General features: G+C 36.3%; 12 protein-coding genes and 2 pseudogenes. 3 read left to right on the plus strand and 11 right to left on the minus strand.

The window, feature by feature from the left end; translation table 11 throughout:
- Positions 1-18: 18 nt before the first annotated feature.
- From AC1FXP_RS14355 to AC1FXP_RS14370, 4 genes are all read right to left on the minus strand, one after another.
- A complete protein-coding gene (locus tag AC1FXP_RS14355; RefSeq protein WP_480062536.1) occupies positions 19-261 on the minus strand; it encodes a hypothetical protein in 243 nt (80 codons plus the stop codon).
- A gap of 2 nt (positions 262-263) precedes the next feature.
- Complete coding sequence (locus AC1FXP_RS14360) at positions 264-1,808, minus strand: sodium:solute symporter family protein (protein ID WP_480062538.1); 1,545 nt, start codon at positions 1,806-1,808, stop codon at positions 264-266.
- Between the two features lie 753 nt (positions 1,809-2,561).
- Complete coding sequence (locus AC1FXP_RS14365; protein WP_480062540.1) at positions 2,562-3,977, minus strand: aspartate ammonia-lyase; 1,416 nt, start codon at positions 3,975-3,977, stop codon at positions 2,562-2,564.
- A 151-nt stretch (positions 3,978-4,128) separates the two neighbouring features.
- Positions 4,129-5,361: a dicarboxylate/amino acid:cation symporter gene (locus AC1FXP_RS14370; protein WP_480062542.1), complete on the minus strand. Its 1,233-nt coding sequence runs from the start codon at positions 5,359-5,361 to the stop codon at positions 4,129-4,131.
- Positions 5,362-5,511: 150 nt separating this feature from the next.
- Between AC1FXP_RS14370 and AC1FXP_RS14375 the strand changes: the two genes are divergently transcribed.
- The gene (locus tag AC1FXP_RS14375) at positions 5,512-6,783 is read left to right on the plus strand and encodes an ATP-binding protein (RefSeq protein ID WP_480062544.1); all 1,272 of its coding nucleotides are present in this window, start codon (positions 5,512-5,514) and stop codon (positions 6,781-6,783) included.
- Between the two features lie 5 nt (positions 6,784-6,788).
- On the plus strand, positions 6,789-7,700 hold the full coding sequence (locus tag AC1FXP_RS14380; RefSeq protein ID WP_480062546.1) for a response regulator: 912 nt from the start codon (positions 6,789-6,791) through the stop codon (positions 7,698-7,700).
- A gap of 351 nt (positions 7,701-8,051) precedes the next feature.
- Here AC1FXP_RS14380 and AC1FXP_RS14385 read toward each other — a convergent pair.
- The 4 genes and pseudogenes from AC1FXP_RS14385 to AC1FXP_RS14400 form a co-directional block, all read right to left on the minus strand.
- Positions 8,052-8,846: pseudogene (locus tag AC1FXP_RS14385) on the minus strand (DUF817 domain-containing protein).
- Positions 8,847-8,890: 44 nt separating this feature from the next.
- Positions 8,891-9,685 carry a tyrosine-type recombinase/integrase gene (locus tag AC1FXP_RS14390; protein ID WP_480062548.1) on the minus strand — a complete coding sequence of 265 codons (795 nt, stop codon included), beginning with the start codon at positions 9,683-9,685 and terminating at the stop codon, positions 8,891-8,893.
- Between the two features lie 199 nt (positions 9,686-9,884).
- Positions 9,885-10,345, minus strand: a pseudogene (tnpA, locus tag AC1FXP_RS14395) (IS200/IS605 family transposase).
- 280 nt (positions 10,346-10,625) lie between these two features.
- Positions 10,626-11,840, minus strand: coding sequence for an ISL3 family transposase (locus tag AC1FXP_RS14400; protein ID WP_480062550.1), 1,215 nt, complete (start codon positions 11,838-11,840; stop codon positions 10,626-10,628).
- 488 nt (positions 11,841-12,328) lie between these two features.
- On the opposite strand from AC1FXP_RS14400, the gene AC1FXP_RS14405 reads away from it, so the two are divergent.
- Positions 12,329-13,057 (plus strand): hypothetical protein, encoded by a 729-nt coding sequence (locus AC1FXP_RS14405; RefSeq protein WP_480062552.1) that lies wholly within the window; start codon positions 12,329-12,331, stop codon positions 13,055-13,057.
- A gap of 99 nt (positions 13,058-13,156) precedes the next feature.
- On the opposite strand, the gene AC1FXP_RS14410 is transcribed toward AC1FXP_RS14405, so the two are convergent.
- From AC1FXP_RS14410 to AC1FXP_RS14420, 3 genes are all read right to left on the minus strand, one after another.
- A complete protein-coding gene (locus tag AC1FXP_RS14410; RefSeq protein ID WP_480062554.1) occupies positions 13,157-13,552 on the minus strand; it encodes a hypothetical protein in 396 nt (131 codons plus the stop codon).
- 1,350 nt (positions 13,553-14,902) lie between these two features.
- Positions 14,903-15,466 carry a site-specific integrase gene (locus AC1FXP_RS14415; RefSeq protein WP_480062556.1) on the minus strand — a complete coding sequence of 188 codons (564 nt, stop codon included), beginning with the start codon at positions 15,464-15,466 and terminating at the stop codon, positions 14,903-14,905.
- Between the two features lie 575 nt (positions 15,467-16,041).
- Positions 16,042-16,302, minus strand: coding sequence for a hypothetical protein (locus tag AC1FXP_RS14420; protein WP_480062558.1), 261 nt, complete (start codon positions 16,300-16,302; stop codon positions 16,042-16,044).
- Positions 16,303-16,315 lie beyond the last annotated feature (13 nt).

Here is a 16,315-nt window from a genome sequence, read left to right on the forward strand (position 1 = left end):
TGTTCAATTCCTGAAAATTTAGGCTTGCTCGGATTCTTTCTTTTCTTTGAAATATTCAACCCAAGGACGGATTGATATATATACTCCTGCAGTTACTAACCAGCCAAAAGCTAGATATGTCCACCCTTTAAAAAACTGCAAGCTATAGTTATACCCTGTTAAAAACATAATTCCTGGGAATGCGATAATAAATACAAATGTTAACCCCAATGCCCAGCGCGTGCACATCTTTGCGTCTTTTATCAACTGTTTATCCTGCATAGTTATACAACCTCCCTTTCTTGAACCGTTTTAAGCTCTTCTTTTTCTTCATCAAAGCTTTTAAATTGATCTTTCATCGCTTCAAAATCAAACTCTTCTTTCGACATTAAGGCATGGCCTACCGAGATCAATCCACTCACTAAAAAGACCGTTATGTTTCCAAATAGCATTGAATGTAATTGGCCGAGTGACTCAACACTAATGGAACCGTACGTAACATAAGCGTAAGTTAACCAAACCGATACCCCAGAAATCATACCTAACAAAGCACCGTAGAAACATCCTTCATTCGTTGCACGTTTCCAAAGTAAACCAAGCGTCAGTGGAATAACCGCACCACTTACAAAGATCCCCATTGCCATATATACAAATCCTAATCCAATTCCAATGTTGAATAGTAAAATTGAGAAAACTCCCATCGCTAATCCGAAACTTAGTGTAACGATACGCGATACTTTTAATGTTTGCTTACTGCTCGCTGTTGGGTTGATCGATTTACGGTAAATATCTGTAACAATAATATTCGTAATAGCTGTCAGCTCTGCAGCTCCTGTAGACATAACCGCCATAAATAACATCACTAAGAATAAAATGGATCCGACTGTACCAAGTAAGTGAGCAGCCATTAGTGGTGCTGAAGCATCTGGGTCTCCAATATTTAATCCTAGCCCTGCAGCTGTAACTCCTAAGAATGTTGCAATGGCAAATGGAATGGAAAACCAAGCTATCCCGCCATAAATATAAGCCTTTGACGCTGCACTGTCCTTACTTGCAATCGCACGCTGCCAGTATGACTGGTCAACGAATACCGTACCAAAGTTCCCGATAATGTTGATCATTCCGAACAGTAAACCCGGAATTGAAGCCATTGTTAACATTTGTTGAGACTCTGGTAAAGTACGTAACCCTTCATAAACCGTTGTCACTCCAAATTTCATATATACTGCTGTTGCAAAAATAGTAAGAATAACAAAAATCATAACGGTGTTTAAGTAGTCAGCGATGAATGAGGCTTTTAAACCACCAATCATCGTATAAATCGTAAATGTTAATGGAATTAAAAATGCTGCTACATAAATGTTCATTCCTGTAAGTGAGTTTAACGCAATCGCGCCACCAAGGATAACCATGGCTGTAACGATAATGTTCGTCATTAATGCAAACACCATCATAAGTTTATGATTCTTCTTGTCAAAACGTTTTCCAATGAACTCCAAAAATGTATGAGCTTTTGGTGCTTTTCTTTTTAAATGAATCGCCACAATCGCAAACAATAATACTTGAATACAAGCTCCTGCTGCATACCAATAAGGTCCACTTATTCCGTATTGATAACCTGTTGATGAAGACATCATCAGAGTAGCTGCCCAAGTCCAGGCCGCAATGATCGAAGCACTCGCCAGACCGACACCAACGCTTCTTCCCGCCGTACTAAATTGTTCAGCTGTCATCTCCGTCTTTCTACGACGCTGCATAATAATAGTAAGACTCGTAAAAAAAACTCCAAAAAATAGCAAAATCAGATACCCCGTACTAGCTGTTAACATATTCTCTCCCCCATTTTTTATTAAATAGTTTACTAGTTGCAAAGTGTTTCTCTTTGTACCTTTTAACCAATTCAGAACTAATAAATTATTTAATTTGTTCAATGTGGTTAGTATACGAGTGTTTCTTTCGCATTTCAGCCATCCTGTCAGGTTTCCTAACATACTAATTATAAAAATCAAAAATTTATATCTGCCACTCATTCAAAAATCTAATTATAAAAAGGTAATAATGATCCTACTATGTAATAATTGAACAAGTTGATTTTAAACATTCCAAAGATATCGTTATTATTTCTGACAACTAAAGTTACATTATATGACATAAACAAAACATCCCTATAAAGAGCAGATCAAATAACCTATTACCCAATATTAATTTACAACCATAAGCAAAAAAATAAGCAATAGGCATCACCATTGTTTACCGCTATTAAACATTCGTTGCGGACAACAATAGATTCGCTTATTGCTTAACTAAAATTAGTTATTGGAGAACGTTTTGCATCGTTTTAATAGTTTCTCTCATCATCTCGAAACTTCTAAATTATAAAAGTATAATGATTCCGTGCTAATTTTTTTATAAACATCTCAATAATCCAGGATCGTGTCATTTCTTCCAAACATGACATGCCCTATCTGAAGATCAGTGGTAACCCCATAATAAAGATGACATGCCACAGAAAAAACAAAAGCCCCCCCAGGCTTTAGGCAAACATCCTCCCCCATTCGATAAACGAAGGGAGAGGATGTTTTTTAGTTCTTCAATAGAAAACGGTTGCCTGCTATTCCAGGAGTGGTCATCTCGTATGGATTTAAAATTTCCTCTAGTTCTTCCTTTGATAACAAGCTTCGTTCAAGACAAATCTCAACGACGGTTTTCTTACTGGCAATGGCTTCTTTTACTAGTTGAGCGGCTGTTTCATACCCAATATACGGGTTTAAGGCCGTAATAATCCCTAAGCTTTTATCCACATAGCTTTGACACACCTTCTTATTTGCTTTCAAATCACAAAGGAGGTAACGGTAAAAAACATCAATGGCTTTTTTATATATTATAATGGATTGAAGCAGGTTGAAAGATAATACAGGAACCATGACATTTAGTTCAAATTGACCGCTTTCAGAAGCCATACAAATCGTTTGGTCATTACCAATAATTTGAAAGGCTGTCTGGTTTACTACTTCCGCCATAACAGGATTCACCTTTCCGGGCATAATCGAGGAGCCGGGTTGGCGAGGTTGCAAGGAAAGTTCATTAAGGCCAGTGAATGGACCAGAAGCCATCAAACGTATGTCATTACAAATCTTTGAAAGGTTAACCGCACTAACTTTTAATGTGGCTGACAAGATTGTATAAGCATCTGTATTTTGAGTACTATCTATAAGATTCGAAGCAGAGTATAACGGGATATTTAATTGTTTCCCTAATTGTTCTGTTACCTTCTTAATATAGTCTTCCTGGGCGTTTAATCCGGTACCTACTGCTGTAGCTCCCATGTTAATGCTAAGGAGCTCCTCAGCGGCCTGCGAAATTCGCTTGAGATCACGCTCGATTACACTCCGGTAAGCTCCAAATTCTTGTCCTAATCGAATCGGCACGGCATCTTGTAAGTGGGTTCTTCCCATCTTAATCACATCATCGAATTCTATTTCTTTTTGTTTGAATCCTTCAACCAATTTTTCCAGCGTTTTGATAAGCTGTTGTGTAAGTTGAAAAGCGGCAATTTTTACGGCTGTTGGTACAGTGTCATTAGTAGACTGAGACATGTTTACATGGGTATTTGGTGAACAATAGAAGTATTCACCTTTTGACCTTCCCATCAGTTCAAGAGCTCGGTTTGCAATGACTTCATTCATATTCATATTAATAGAGGTTCCGGCCCCCCCTTGGATGCTATCAACAATAAACTCTTCAGACAGTTGACCATTACTTATTTCCTCTGCTGCTTTAACAATGTTAGTGCCAATTGAAGGCTTTAGCATTCCTATTTCGATATTCGCTAACGCTGAAGCCTTCTTGACTTCCGCTAACGCAAAAATGATTTCTTTATGAATCGAGATTTCGGTAATCGGAAAATTTTCAACTGCTCGTAATGTTTGTATACCATAATAAGATTGAGTAGGGATTTTTTTTTCGCCTAATGAATCTTTTTCCACTCGAAAAGACATTTGGTCACCTTCTTTGATAAATTTTAAACTTTATGTTATAGAGACAATAAAACCCAAACAATACCAAACTGTATAAAAAAGTCCTTTGTTTTTTCAAATTTCACGAGTAAACAAACCGCTTTTATTCATTTAAATCCTTTTCAAACAAGATTTATGCTGTATAGGACGATTGATCCATTTGAGCGTCATCTTCATCGTCTTTTTCACTGCCATTCACTACAACAGCGGCTGCCGCATCTCCCATCACGTTTACAGTTGTACGCATCATATCGAGAATCCGGTCAACGCCGGCCAGTAAAGCAATCCCTTCAAGCGGCAGCCCAACTGAGGTCATAACCATTGTTAACATGATTAAGCCTGCACTTGGCACTCCCGCTGTTCCGATCGAAGCAAGCGTTGCCGTTAATACAATGGTCAATTGCTGAGTAAATGTTAAATCCACCCCGAAAAACTGCGCAACAAACAATGCACAAACCCCCAGGTACAATGCCGTCCCATTCATATTAATCGTCGCCCCGAGAGGAAGAACGAAACTGCTAATCTGCCGCGGTATTTTTAAATTCTCTTCGGAACATTTAATCGTTACCGGGAGCGTTCCAGCACTGCTTGAGGTACTGAAAGCAACAAAGATTGCAGGGGCAATGCCTTTAAAGAACGTCAAGGGGCTCATTTTTCCAAATACTTTAACACTAATGGAATAAACAATAATCGAATGAATAAAACAACCGATCGCTAAGGCAAGTATGACTTTCAGCAGCGGCAGTAACACAGATAAACCATATTCTCCGACTGTAGGAGCGACTAAGCCAAATATACCAATCGGTGCAAAACGCATCACAATACCCGTAATCTTGTACATTACCTCAGCCAGTTGTTCAAAAAAGCTATAAACCGTTTTTCCGCTCTCACCTAGCATCGTGATTCCTAATCCAAGAAAAATTGCAAAAAAGATAATTTGCAGCATATTCCCCTCAACGAGGCTGGCGACCGGGTTTTTCGGTACGATGTTTAGGAGTGTATCAATCATTCCTGGCGCTTCCTTTGACTCCACTTGTTGTTGTTCCATTGAAATAGGAATGTCTAATCCTTCCCCAGGGGAGAAAACGCTTCCAATAAAGAGTCCAATTGAAATGGCAATCGCTGTAGTCAACAAATAATAAGCAACCGTCTTGATGCTCAATTGTCCCAACTTCTTTAAGTCTCCGGTACTTGCAACGCCGACAACTAAAGATGATAATACTAATGGAACAATGACAAACATAATTAATCGTAAAAACAAATCTCCAAGTGGCTGTACAACTTTAATCCCCGGTCCTACGATAGCGCCTAGTAGAATTGCAATAATAAACGCTAGAAAAATTTGAATTACTAGATTGTTTTTCATCGTTGTCCTCCTTTTTGAATTAGGTTAATATGATTGTAAGCGCCCCCCTACTAAAACCTACAGAAACTTACAATAAAAAACGTAACTATTCTTTTTTTTCTAATTTTACGATCAGAATCAAACCGAGATTAGATATAGGACGTGTATATTATGGTTAGAGAGAAACGTTTCATTTTTATGATCATGCTCATAGCCGTACCTTTAGCAGGGGAATTGAAATTTTATCCTTTTGACGGAGATTTCCGAGTTAGCTTTGGAACGCCTGTGTTTTTCTTTTTTTTACTATGGTTAAGAAACTTCTATCCGTTGTTATCCGGTTTGTTAGTCGGAATGGCCGTTGTCATGTTTCGTGTTTTCTTGATAGGGTTTAAAGGAGATGAAATCAGCTCAGTTGAAGCGTTTACGGTGCATGTTCCTGCTCTTTTTTATTACGTGACTTACGGTTTTATGTTTACTGTAATCAAAGTGCATCGCTTCTATGATCGACCGTTTTTGGTTGGACTCTTTGGTGTCATTCTTGAAATCGGAGCAAGCATGGCAGAAATCTCCTTAAGGTACACGCTGTCAGGTAATGTGATAACCTTTTCAACATTCATCCTTATTATTGAAATTGCCTTTATTCGCAGTTTCTTTGTTCTTGGCTTTTTTAACATCCTGATTTTCCGTCAAGCAAAGCTAGCCAAAGAACATCAGCAAAAAAGAATTGAACATATGTCCATGTTAATCTCTAACTTATACGCAGAAACGATTCAATTGAACAAGTCGATGAAGCATGCAGAAGAGATTACAAAGACTTGCTATGAGTTATATCGAAAGTTAAAGACGAGTTCAGAACAAGGGCTAGCAACATCCGCATTAAACATTGCCGGCCAAGTTCATGAAATAAAAAAGGATAACCAAAGAATTTATGCCGGCCTATCAAATTTGATTTCGAGTGAAAGCATCACTGATTTTATGAGGATAGAAGAACTCGGGAAGATCATCATTAAATCGAACGAAAAATATGCCCGTTTACTCGGAAAAGAGATAAAGTTTTTTCTTGATGTAAAAGGGGATCACCCTCAATACCATACATATCTTTTACTATCGTTAATCAATAATCTCGTCTCAAATGCTGTTGAAGCAATCAAAGATTCTGGTATTGTTACCCTATCAGCTTACCACTGTGGTCAGAAAGTTGAATTTCACGTTACGGACAATGGCCCCGGTATTTCAAAAAAAAAGCAAGAATTCATTTTCGAACATGGCTTTACATCAAAGTACGACCTGTCTGGAAAACCTTCAACAGGAATAGGACTCTCTTATGTCAAAGAAGTTATTGAAAGCATCGGGGGAACGATTACACTCGAGAATCACCCCGACAATGAGACAACGACTTTTGTGATGGATCTCCCTATTGAACATTTGGTACAGAAAGGATAATGCGTATGCGCTTTTTTATTGTTGATGATGCTACGGCTGTTCGCGCCATGTTATCGGAAATTATAGAAGACGGAGATTTAGGGGAAATAGTAGGCGAAAGTGATGATGGATCATTTATCGATATGAATTTACTCGAACGGAAAAAAGTTGATATTTTACTCATTGACCTGTTAATGCCCGTTCGTGACGGCATTGAAACCATCCGTGCATTAGGCTCTGATTTTCACGTAAAGGTTATTATGATCTCTCAAGTAGAAGCAAAAGAGTTAATTGGTGAAGCTTACTCTCTCGGAATTGAGTATTACATTACAAAACCGATTAATCGCTTGGAAGTGCTAAGTGTTTTGCAAAAAGTTACGGAACGCGTACGCCTGGAAAAATCGATTTATGATTTCCAAAAATCATTAAACATGTTAAGCAGCCCTAAGATGCATGAAAATCCAAATAAAGACCAAAGGATCAGTAATTCTGGTAAACTTCTACTCTCTGAATTAGGGATCGTTGGAGAAAGTGGGAGCAAGGATTTATTGGAGATGCTCGAGTATTTGTATCAGCATGAGAAAAAAACTACACCAGAGGATACGTTTCCTCCGTTAAAGACTATTTTCGAGAACATCATTAAAAAACGATTAGGACCAAGAGCAAAAACAGAGGATATTCAACGAGAAATCAAATCTTCCGAACAAAGAGTCAGGCGAGCCATTCATCAGGCACTCACTCACATCGCTTCCCTCGGAGTTACCGATTATTTGAATCCAACGTTTGAGCATTACGGTTCCAAGTTTTTCGATTTTGTTCAAGTTCAAAAAAAAATGATGGATTTACAGGACCACCGGGGAGTGGGTGCTTCGCAAATTCGAATTCACACGAAGAAATTTATTCAAATGCTGTATTGGGAAGCAAAGCAATCGATGTAAAAAAACTGATTTCGTACACAAGAAAGTATAGAGTAAACTACATCTGGCAAGAGATCAGAAGTCAGAGGAGCAATGATTTTCCAATGATCCATTATGCGAAGAAAAATGTATGCTTGATTTTTTAGTAATAGGTATCATGTTTAAACTGAACTAGATCTTCTAACATTTTAAGAAACGTTTATTATCCTTTGCAGTAAGCTCACGCAATCTGCAAAGGTTGCGTATTGCTTTTTAGACGCTATCTCTAACTAAATAGCACAAAACCTTTCAAAAGCAGCCTTACGGAAGGTTATTTGGCATATAACATGTCTGTCACTAAGAGAACTTCAACCTGAAAAAATTCAAATTCTACTACGCTAAGGATCCGACTTTAAAAAGGAGGTTCTTAACAGTTATAAAAAATGGACTAGTATCTAACCTAGTGGAATTTTCCCCCTTAATCTGCTTTAACGTCGCTACTATAAGAAAGCTAACAATCACTAATAAGAGCCATGAACTCACCTTTCCTAAATGAACGAGACTCCATGCATCGGTTTTGGTTTGGATATTCCCAAGCTCCAAAGAACGTTTCGATATGTTCAGCTATCCAGATAAAAAATCCAATGAGCGCAAAAGAAATCTCGAGTGGCATACGGTAACGAGCTCTAGCAACCTCGTATGTGACCCATGATGGCTAAAAGACAATCATGACAAGTTCAAATAAATCGCAGCTGCAAGAGGTACCACTATCAAAAACGGTGGCCACCTTACCAGTTCAACCTTCAACCTTCAACCTCCTCCTCCACACCTGGCAAAGATAACTCACTACCTTACGTACATGAATCCGCTATACAAAGGCACTCCAAAAATTTTGGAATATCCTTCCTCTGGATAAGACCAGGAGCCCATATGTACCTTGAAAAGTTCAAGAGCAAGCCCAATAAGGTGGAACAATGTGATAACCTTTAGTTCACCCCGTGTTTCAAGTCCAGAACACACCATCCACCACTGATATCAGAAGGCAGATGATGAGCAGCCAGTCATCCCGTGGCAGCAAGGGAAGTGGCATGATTTGTGTAAAAGCCAAAGAGACAAAAATAACAACAGGAAACAAACATGATAGGGCCTGCTCCCAACTAACCGAACAAGTTGTTTTAGTGCTCTCATGATTTGTGCCTCCAAAGGTTTTTCTGAATATAAGTAAATCCTGCCTAGTATTGCATTATCATACGCTTTGCCATTGTATGTCTGAAAGTATGTGGACTAACTCTCTTAGTTATATTTGATTCTTTGCCATACTTCGTAAACCTTGTTTGAATACTATGAGGCTTAAGCTCCTGATCGTCATGATTAATAAACAGTTTCTTAGTTTCAATATTACCTCTGAGCTTTATATATCTTTCTAGTTGCTCTTGAGCAGTTTCAGAAAGATAAACAACTCTTTCAAACAAGTTTTTCGTTTTTCTAATAATGATCTTGTTTCCTCTAATATAATCTACTTCAATTCCAACTAACTCAGCTAATCTAACTCCAGTATCAAGAAAAACAAGCAATATTGTTTCATCACGAAAACCCACAAAATTTTTCTGTTTCCGAATTGTCTTTATTAAAAGTTCTATCTCCTTATTATCCAAAGTCTCAATTGTCTTTTGTCTGTCTCTCAGCAACTTAATGTTTTTCATAGGATTTTGATCTAGAAGTCTGTTCTTATAAAGATAGTTAAATATCGATCGTAAAGCACGTAATCGAGTATTTATAGTAGTTACTTTCATTATCTTTTTACTGCTTAAAATTAATTCTTCAATATCGTTTTGTTCACAATCAACTAACTGTTTGTTCATACATTTCTTAGCAGCATGAAACTCATTTTTATAGTACTTTATTGTTGCTAGTCTTAAATTTCTGAGATAACAATCTCTAAAGAATTTCATAAATGCTTCTTCATCATTAATTTTCTTCTTAATTATCCGTAATTCTTCTTCCGTTAGTTCTCTTCGTCTTTTCATAATTACCTCCTAAGCACACGATTCGACGCATACGATTTTTAATTATTTTGATCGTGTTAAGAGAACAATCAAAACCACCAGTGTGAACTGGTGGTTTGCTCTGCGGCTGAAAGCCTCTCTTACCGGCCTTGGCCTTAAAGGCCCACTGATAAAGTTTCCCGCCTGCACCACATTCACTCACTAATTCTAAAGAATTTCTTTATTTCTTCTTATTTTTCTCACCTGTAAATGGGTCATAATCTTCGAACAATGTTAACTGGTCAGCCATATAGTCTTCTTTTAGCTGATTTCTAATGTATTCTTGTATTTGCTTTTTATTTCTGCCCACTGTATCAACGTAGAAACCTCGACACCAGAACTTCCTGTTCCCATATCGATACTTCAAATTGGCATGTCGATCAAATATCATGAGACTACTCTTTCCTTTTAAGTAACCCATGAATTGAGATACACTTAACTTTGGAGAATACTTACCAACATATGGATGTGATCCGGACAAGCATTTGCTTCATGGATCATTACACCTTTTCGTTCACATAAATCTCTTATGATTTGTCCAATGCTCTTTTTATATTTTCCATATATGATTTGTCTTCTGTATTTTGGAGCAAATACTATGTGATACTTACAATTCCATGTTGTGTGTGCTAAACTATTCATGTCCTTCACAGGGCATACCTCCTTCTATGGTGAGATGAAGTGGTCGGGAAACCAACTTTATCCTACCATGAAGTGAGGTTTTTTTAATACCACGCTAGAAGCTCTTTAGAACCCCCGGCATAGCCAGGGGTTTTCTAAACCACTAACACAAAAAGGTTCTCCGTCAAATGTTGGGGTGAAGGGCTACCGCGCTACGCTTGGTGGCCTTTCATTCGGTTGAAGGATGGTACCATCCTTCAACCGAATGAAAGGTAATTTCTCGTTCCCCCACAAATCAACATTAACCGATGTGAACCCCAATTCTTTTATACTTATGTGTTAATAATATCTTTGCTCGAAAGCGTTCATAGCTTCTAAAACCAAATGCATTTCTCTTTAACACTTTTGTGGAATTATTAATCCCTTCTAAAAATCCATTTGAATAGCCATACGCAAAGCTATTTAGGATTTCCGTCTGCCAATTTTTGAAGGTACTTATAGCCCTGCACATTTCTGGTATCCCTGAATTCTCAATTAATTTATAGATCGCTTTTAATTCCGTTTTAACTCTTTCCATTTGGGTCGCGCCTGTTTCTTTGGAACGTTTAAACCAGTCCTTATAGGCTTCCTTTAATTCATATGCCTTTTTAAGCTCTGTTGACATCTTTAAGTAACGATCCAAGTACCAACGCTCTTCTTCTGTAAGCCTGCTTTTTTCCTTGTGGAATACATGTTTCATTCGCTTACACTTCTTGTGGTCATATGCATGAAAGTCCTTTTGTACCCTTCTTCTTACTCCATCTAGCGCCCAGTAGATATACCTACAAAAGTGGAAGCGGTCTGCAATGATAACTGGCCTTCCCAGAGCCTCTTGAACAGCAGCTTTAAAGGATGGACTCATATCCATAATCACCATCTGGACCTTACTTCCATGTCTTCTTAGATAATCTTTAATCGTACGCTTATAACGATTGGGCAGAATATCTAAAGGTTCTTTTGTCACTGCGTCAGCTATAATCAGCTGGTATTTCCCTTCCTTTGTATCTCCTTTATATTCATCAAGCGCAATAACAGCTGGTAATTCCTCTACAGGGCGAATTTCACTGCCTGAAATTTGGTCAAACCGGCGAACTATGGTTGTGGCAGAACTTCCATAATTCTCAGCTGTTTCTTTAAACGTTTTTCCTTTGATCGCTCGAATAGCAACTGCCTGGTTCCACTCAATAGAAGTACGTTGGTATCGCTCTACAAACGAATTATTCTCAGAGAATCTTTTCCCACAATCGCAAACATAACGGCGTCTCTTATAAAAAATTTGTGTTTGCCTCTCAATCCACTTTAAATGTTTGATCTTTTGAATACGATAATCATGAACTTTTTTTGTCCTCTTCTGACATTTAGGACAACGGTGTACTTTCCGCTCCATCTCCACATAAAGACGCACGATCTCTCCAACCTCTTCAACTTTCGTAATGAGTACATCTTTTAACCCAGGAAAATTCATGGTAAAATTCATATGCACGCAACTCCATTCTTTCTACTTGTTTCTAGTCAACTCAAGTATAAAAGAATTGGAAGTTTGCGTGTTTTTTTATGCTCATATTTGTTTCTTAACCCCAACAAATATTATAGAGCCAACAAAAAAGACCTCAACATAACGTTGAAGTCTTGGTATTAGTAGCTTTCAAGTACCGGTGGTCGGGGTCGAACCGACACTCCAGAAGGAACACGATTTTGAGTCGTCATATATCCTAATCTTATCTTTTAATTACCGTTGAAACCAGTGATATTAAGTAATTCTACAGTAATTGTAGTATGTTACTTGCAATCTGTTCACACGATTTAATTATAATTTAAATTATAGTACTTTTTTCTAAAAATAACAAGGACTATCATTTTTTCTACTATTGTTTTTTTAGATTGAACAACGATATATATATATTTGTAGTATTATAGGTACATACTTTTACAAAAAATACAATTTTTGCTTAGGGGGTGTACAGAGTGAAAAGGAAACTAGGAGTTCTTTTGTTGTTGTGTTTTATCTCAATATTTTTATTACAAGTGGCATTCTTTGGGGTAAATGAAGACTTTTATAAAGGCGTAATAATTAGCCTATTAGTAGAAGTGATTGGAATATTTGTAGTAATACATATAATAGATAAAATACTGAAGCAACACGAAAAGGAAAAGACATGGAATAGATTTAAAAAGCTATCTGAACGTAAATATAATACTTTTGTAACTAAATTAGCTTTAAAATATGTTCATATTACAACTAAAAAGCCGTCTAATTTAGAGGTGAAAAGTAAGGATGTTAGGGAATTAGTTGAGAACATAGATAATTATATTGATTCTGATTTTGCGAATAAGCCTATACTAATAAATATTATAGATAATCGTAATATCTATAAGCCTATAGAGAAAAACGTTCATTACATGAAGTTGGTTCATATTATTAAAAAAGAAATAAGTGAAGAAGTCACCATGTTTTTAAATCGTTACCTCACAATATTACCTGATGAAATAAGAGACTCTATATATAAAATAGAAGAGATGCTTTTAAGTAGTTCCTTTATGAGTGTATATGACCATGGTGTAGAACTTCCTCCTAATAGCAAAGTGGAGATAAATGTTAATGATTTTAGAAAAGCATATAAAATGTTAGGTGAAGAGATAATAAAGTTAATGGAATATGCAGAAGATGCAGAAGGAGAAAAGCACTTAAAATAGGTGCTTTTTTTAATTATTTACTATCTCTTCTAGTTAGGTCAGTTACAGAAAAAAAAAGAGGCATAACCGTTAACCAGTTACACCCCTTGTTAGTTCTGTTTACCCTTCAAATAACTCAGCCTCTAAAACCTCTATTAGTTCATCATTTACTAACTCACTTTTTACGCTGTAGAACTTAGCACTAAAACCATTATTAAACCTGATTAAGCCTCTATCATGTAAGTTCCTAGCCACTTTATAGAATAAGGTGAAATCCTCAATTATTTCAGAAGGTAATACTATAAAGTCCTCAGTAACGGCTTGTTCACCTTCTTCCTCTCTATCCTCAAGAACATCATTCAACATACAAACAAAGTATTTCAAATGGTTTAAATTATATAATAATCCTGTTTCATGTTGATAAGTAATCATATCATGTAGCAACATTTGTTCTATATACTCTAATTGTTTAACCTGTTCGATTAGTTCTTTAGTTGGTGTTGTTAGTGTGTTCATGTGTATAGCCCCCAGTAATGTGTTTTTGTCTTACAAGACAGTACTACCTGAAACCAGCCGAAAAAGGACATTTAAAATAAAAAAAGTACTAGCTGCGATTTAAAGAGGGGGTTTTATTTTACAATTAGTAATACAATTACCCTACTAAGAAAAGTTAAATGTAGCAGAATAGCCCACAGCAACAATGTACATACTGTAAATAAGGTGTCAATATATATTTTTACCCACTGTTTACCCACTGGTGACTTTACTACTTACGTTAGTTATTAGTGGGTCTTTTTTTTTGTCCTTTTCCTATTAAATTACGATATATTGAAACTGTACATAGTGATATTAGATAAAATTAGTTAACGACTGTATGACTGTACAGTTACGACATAGTGTAAATAGGGAATAAAAAAGGAATGTACTAAGATTAAGTACACCCCTTTTAACTAACTAACTAACTAACTAACTAACTAATGACTACAGACACATTAAGACAATCTGTATAACGATTAGAATAATATCTATTACTAGCCTTATCATTTTCTATCCCTCCTTAAATATACTTGTTTATATATTTAAAGAATCGTTATAAAAGTTCTTCACTTTAGAAAAATGACAAGACAATAACTTATAAATAAATGTAACGGCTGTAACTAATGTAACTAATATAATGTACTCAATGTTTTAAAATCCCTACTATAAATTTTTTAAAGGGAAATTCAATATCTAAAATGAAATAGGGGGGTATTAGTTTTAGATACTGAGGTGACTGTAGAGGCTGTAATTAACTGTTAGTCCTGCCGAGTTACAGAAATCTGTTGTATAAATGGTAGAGGTACAAGCTGAGGGAATAAAGAGGGGTGCTTCCCCCTATACCCCCTTCACTGTATCCCACTATGTAACTAAAGATAATTAAATCTGTGTGTGTAGTGTATGTGTTTCAGTTAAAGAAAGTTTTAAAAAAACAAAATTAAAATAAAGCTGTTAGTGTGTGTTAGCTGTAGCTGTTAGCCCACTGTTTAAATAAGCTGTTAGAACGTCCTGTAAGCCCTCATATTAAACAATAGTCTCTATCTAACATTAAACACATTAAACACACCCCTACCCTATTTAATTAAGCCTATATAGTGTCAATATAGCCACTAGAAACAGGTACTAAATATGTAGCCCTGTACTATTGAAAATATATATTCAATAACATAACCCTACCTAATATTAGTACTGGTGTTAATGCTGTAATCAGTGTCTAATTTAGAAAAGATACCCCTATTAAAATTATTGCCCTCTATTTTAAAAGTGCACCCCTATAAAAAAAGAAGCTAACACCCTTTAAGATGTTAGCCCCTGTTTCCTTACCTCTATTTACAGTACAAAGCTGTTTAAATCCTGTTCTATTTCCTCATCAGTTATACCAATATATCTAAGCGTTATATCAGGGTGAGAATGATTCAATATCTTTTGTAACTTAGCTACATCTTTAGTCTGTTTATAGAACCAGTAGCCAAACGTTTTTCTAAGTGTATGTGTTCCTATCCCCTCAGGTATATCAGCCATTTCACCAGCCTTATTAAGCTGTCTATACGCTTGTGTCGGTGTTATCGGCTTATCACCCTTACGACTAGGAAAAAGCCACTCAGAACCGTTTATAGTCTTTATGTAATCCTGTACCTCATCATAGATATTAGTTAGGTTAATCGTTCTAGGTTTTTTTGTCTTACCTTCCTGAATAACTAATTTCTTTTTTCGCCTAACATCACTAATCTTTAATTTAAGTAAATCCCCTACACGTAAACCAGTGTTAATACCAATTAAGAATAGTATATAATCACGTTCACCGCAAAACCTTTTTAATGACCATTTCATATCATCTAACTGCTGTTTACTTCTAATAGGTTGAACGTCTTTAATATGGTTAGTCGTTGTCATGTGTAAAACCACCTTTAATTTATGTATCCGCCTTAACATCAATAAAATCAATGTTTTGAATGTACGATTTTATCATCTAAAGGTAGTTTAACACTAAAACTAGTATAACACCAGTATTTACAGCGAAACGAATGTAAGTTTTTATCTAATTTCTTACATTGGAATAAGTGATAGATTATCGTCTTTAACTAATAACCAGTTCTACACTGTTTGTAACTGTTCTTTACCATTACCCTTAATTAACTGTAAGTACTGATATAAAAGCGTTTAGAGGCTGTTACTGGTGACTAATAATCAGACTGGGGGTATTTTATGGCACTGTCTAGGAGGGGCGACAAAGGGGCATAACTACAGTTCACTACAGTACTATAATGTCACTCACCAGTTAATTAACGTCAATATTAACGCCCTAACTCACCTATTACAGTTACTTACTTTCAATTTACATACTCTAACTTAACTTACTTCAACTACTGTAAGTACAAATAAAAAAGGATATTACCGTATAGATTTTATACAGTAAGGTTGCCAACTTACACTTAGAAATTTTAAAAGTTAACAACCTTTTGAAATCGTTATTCTTTGTCCGCTTCTACCTTTTTCTCGTTCGCTAACTGTGGATTTACACCGTCTGCAATTCGCTGTAACAGGTGGATAACTTCAGCTACTGAAAAGAAGAATAGTGCTACAAGAAATGTCGGAAACCAGTATAAAACTGCTAACTCCCAATTGAAATATAAAGCAGTTGACCCACCCAAGTATAAGCCTACTGCAAATCCTAATACAGCTTGTAACCAAGCAAGCCCTCTGATAATTTTAGCGATTCTGTTCTTCATAGTGATAATCCCT

The organism is Halalkalibacter sp. HAAS-P013 (assembly GCF_056619925.1).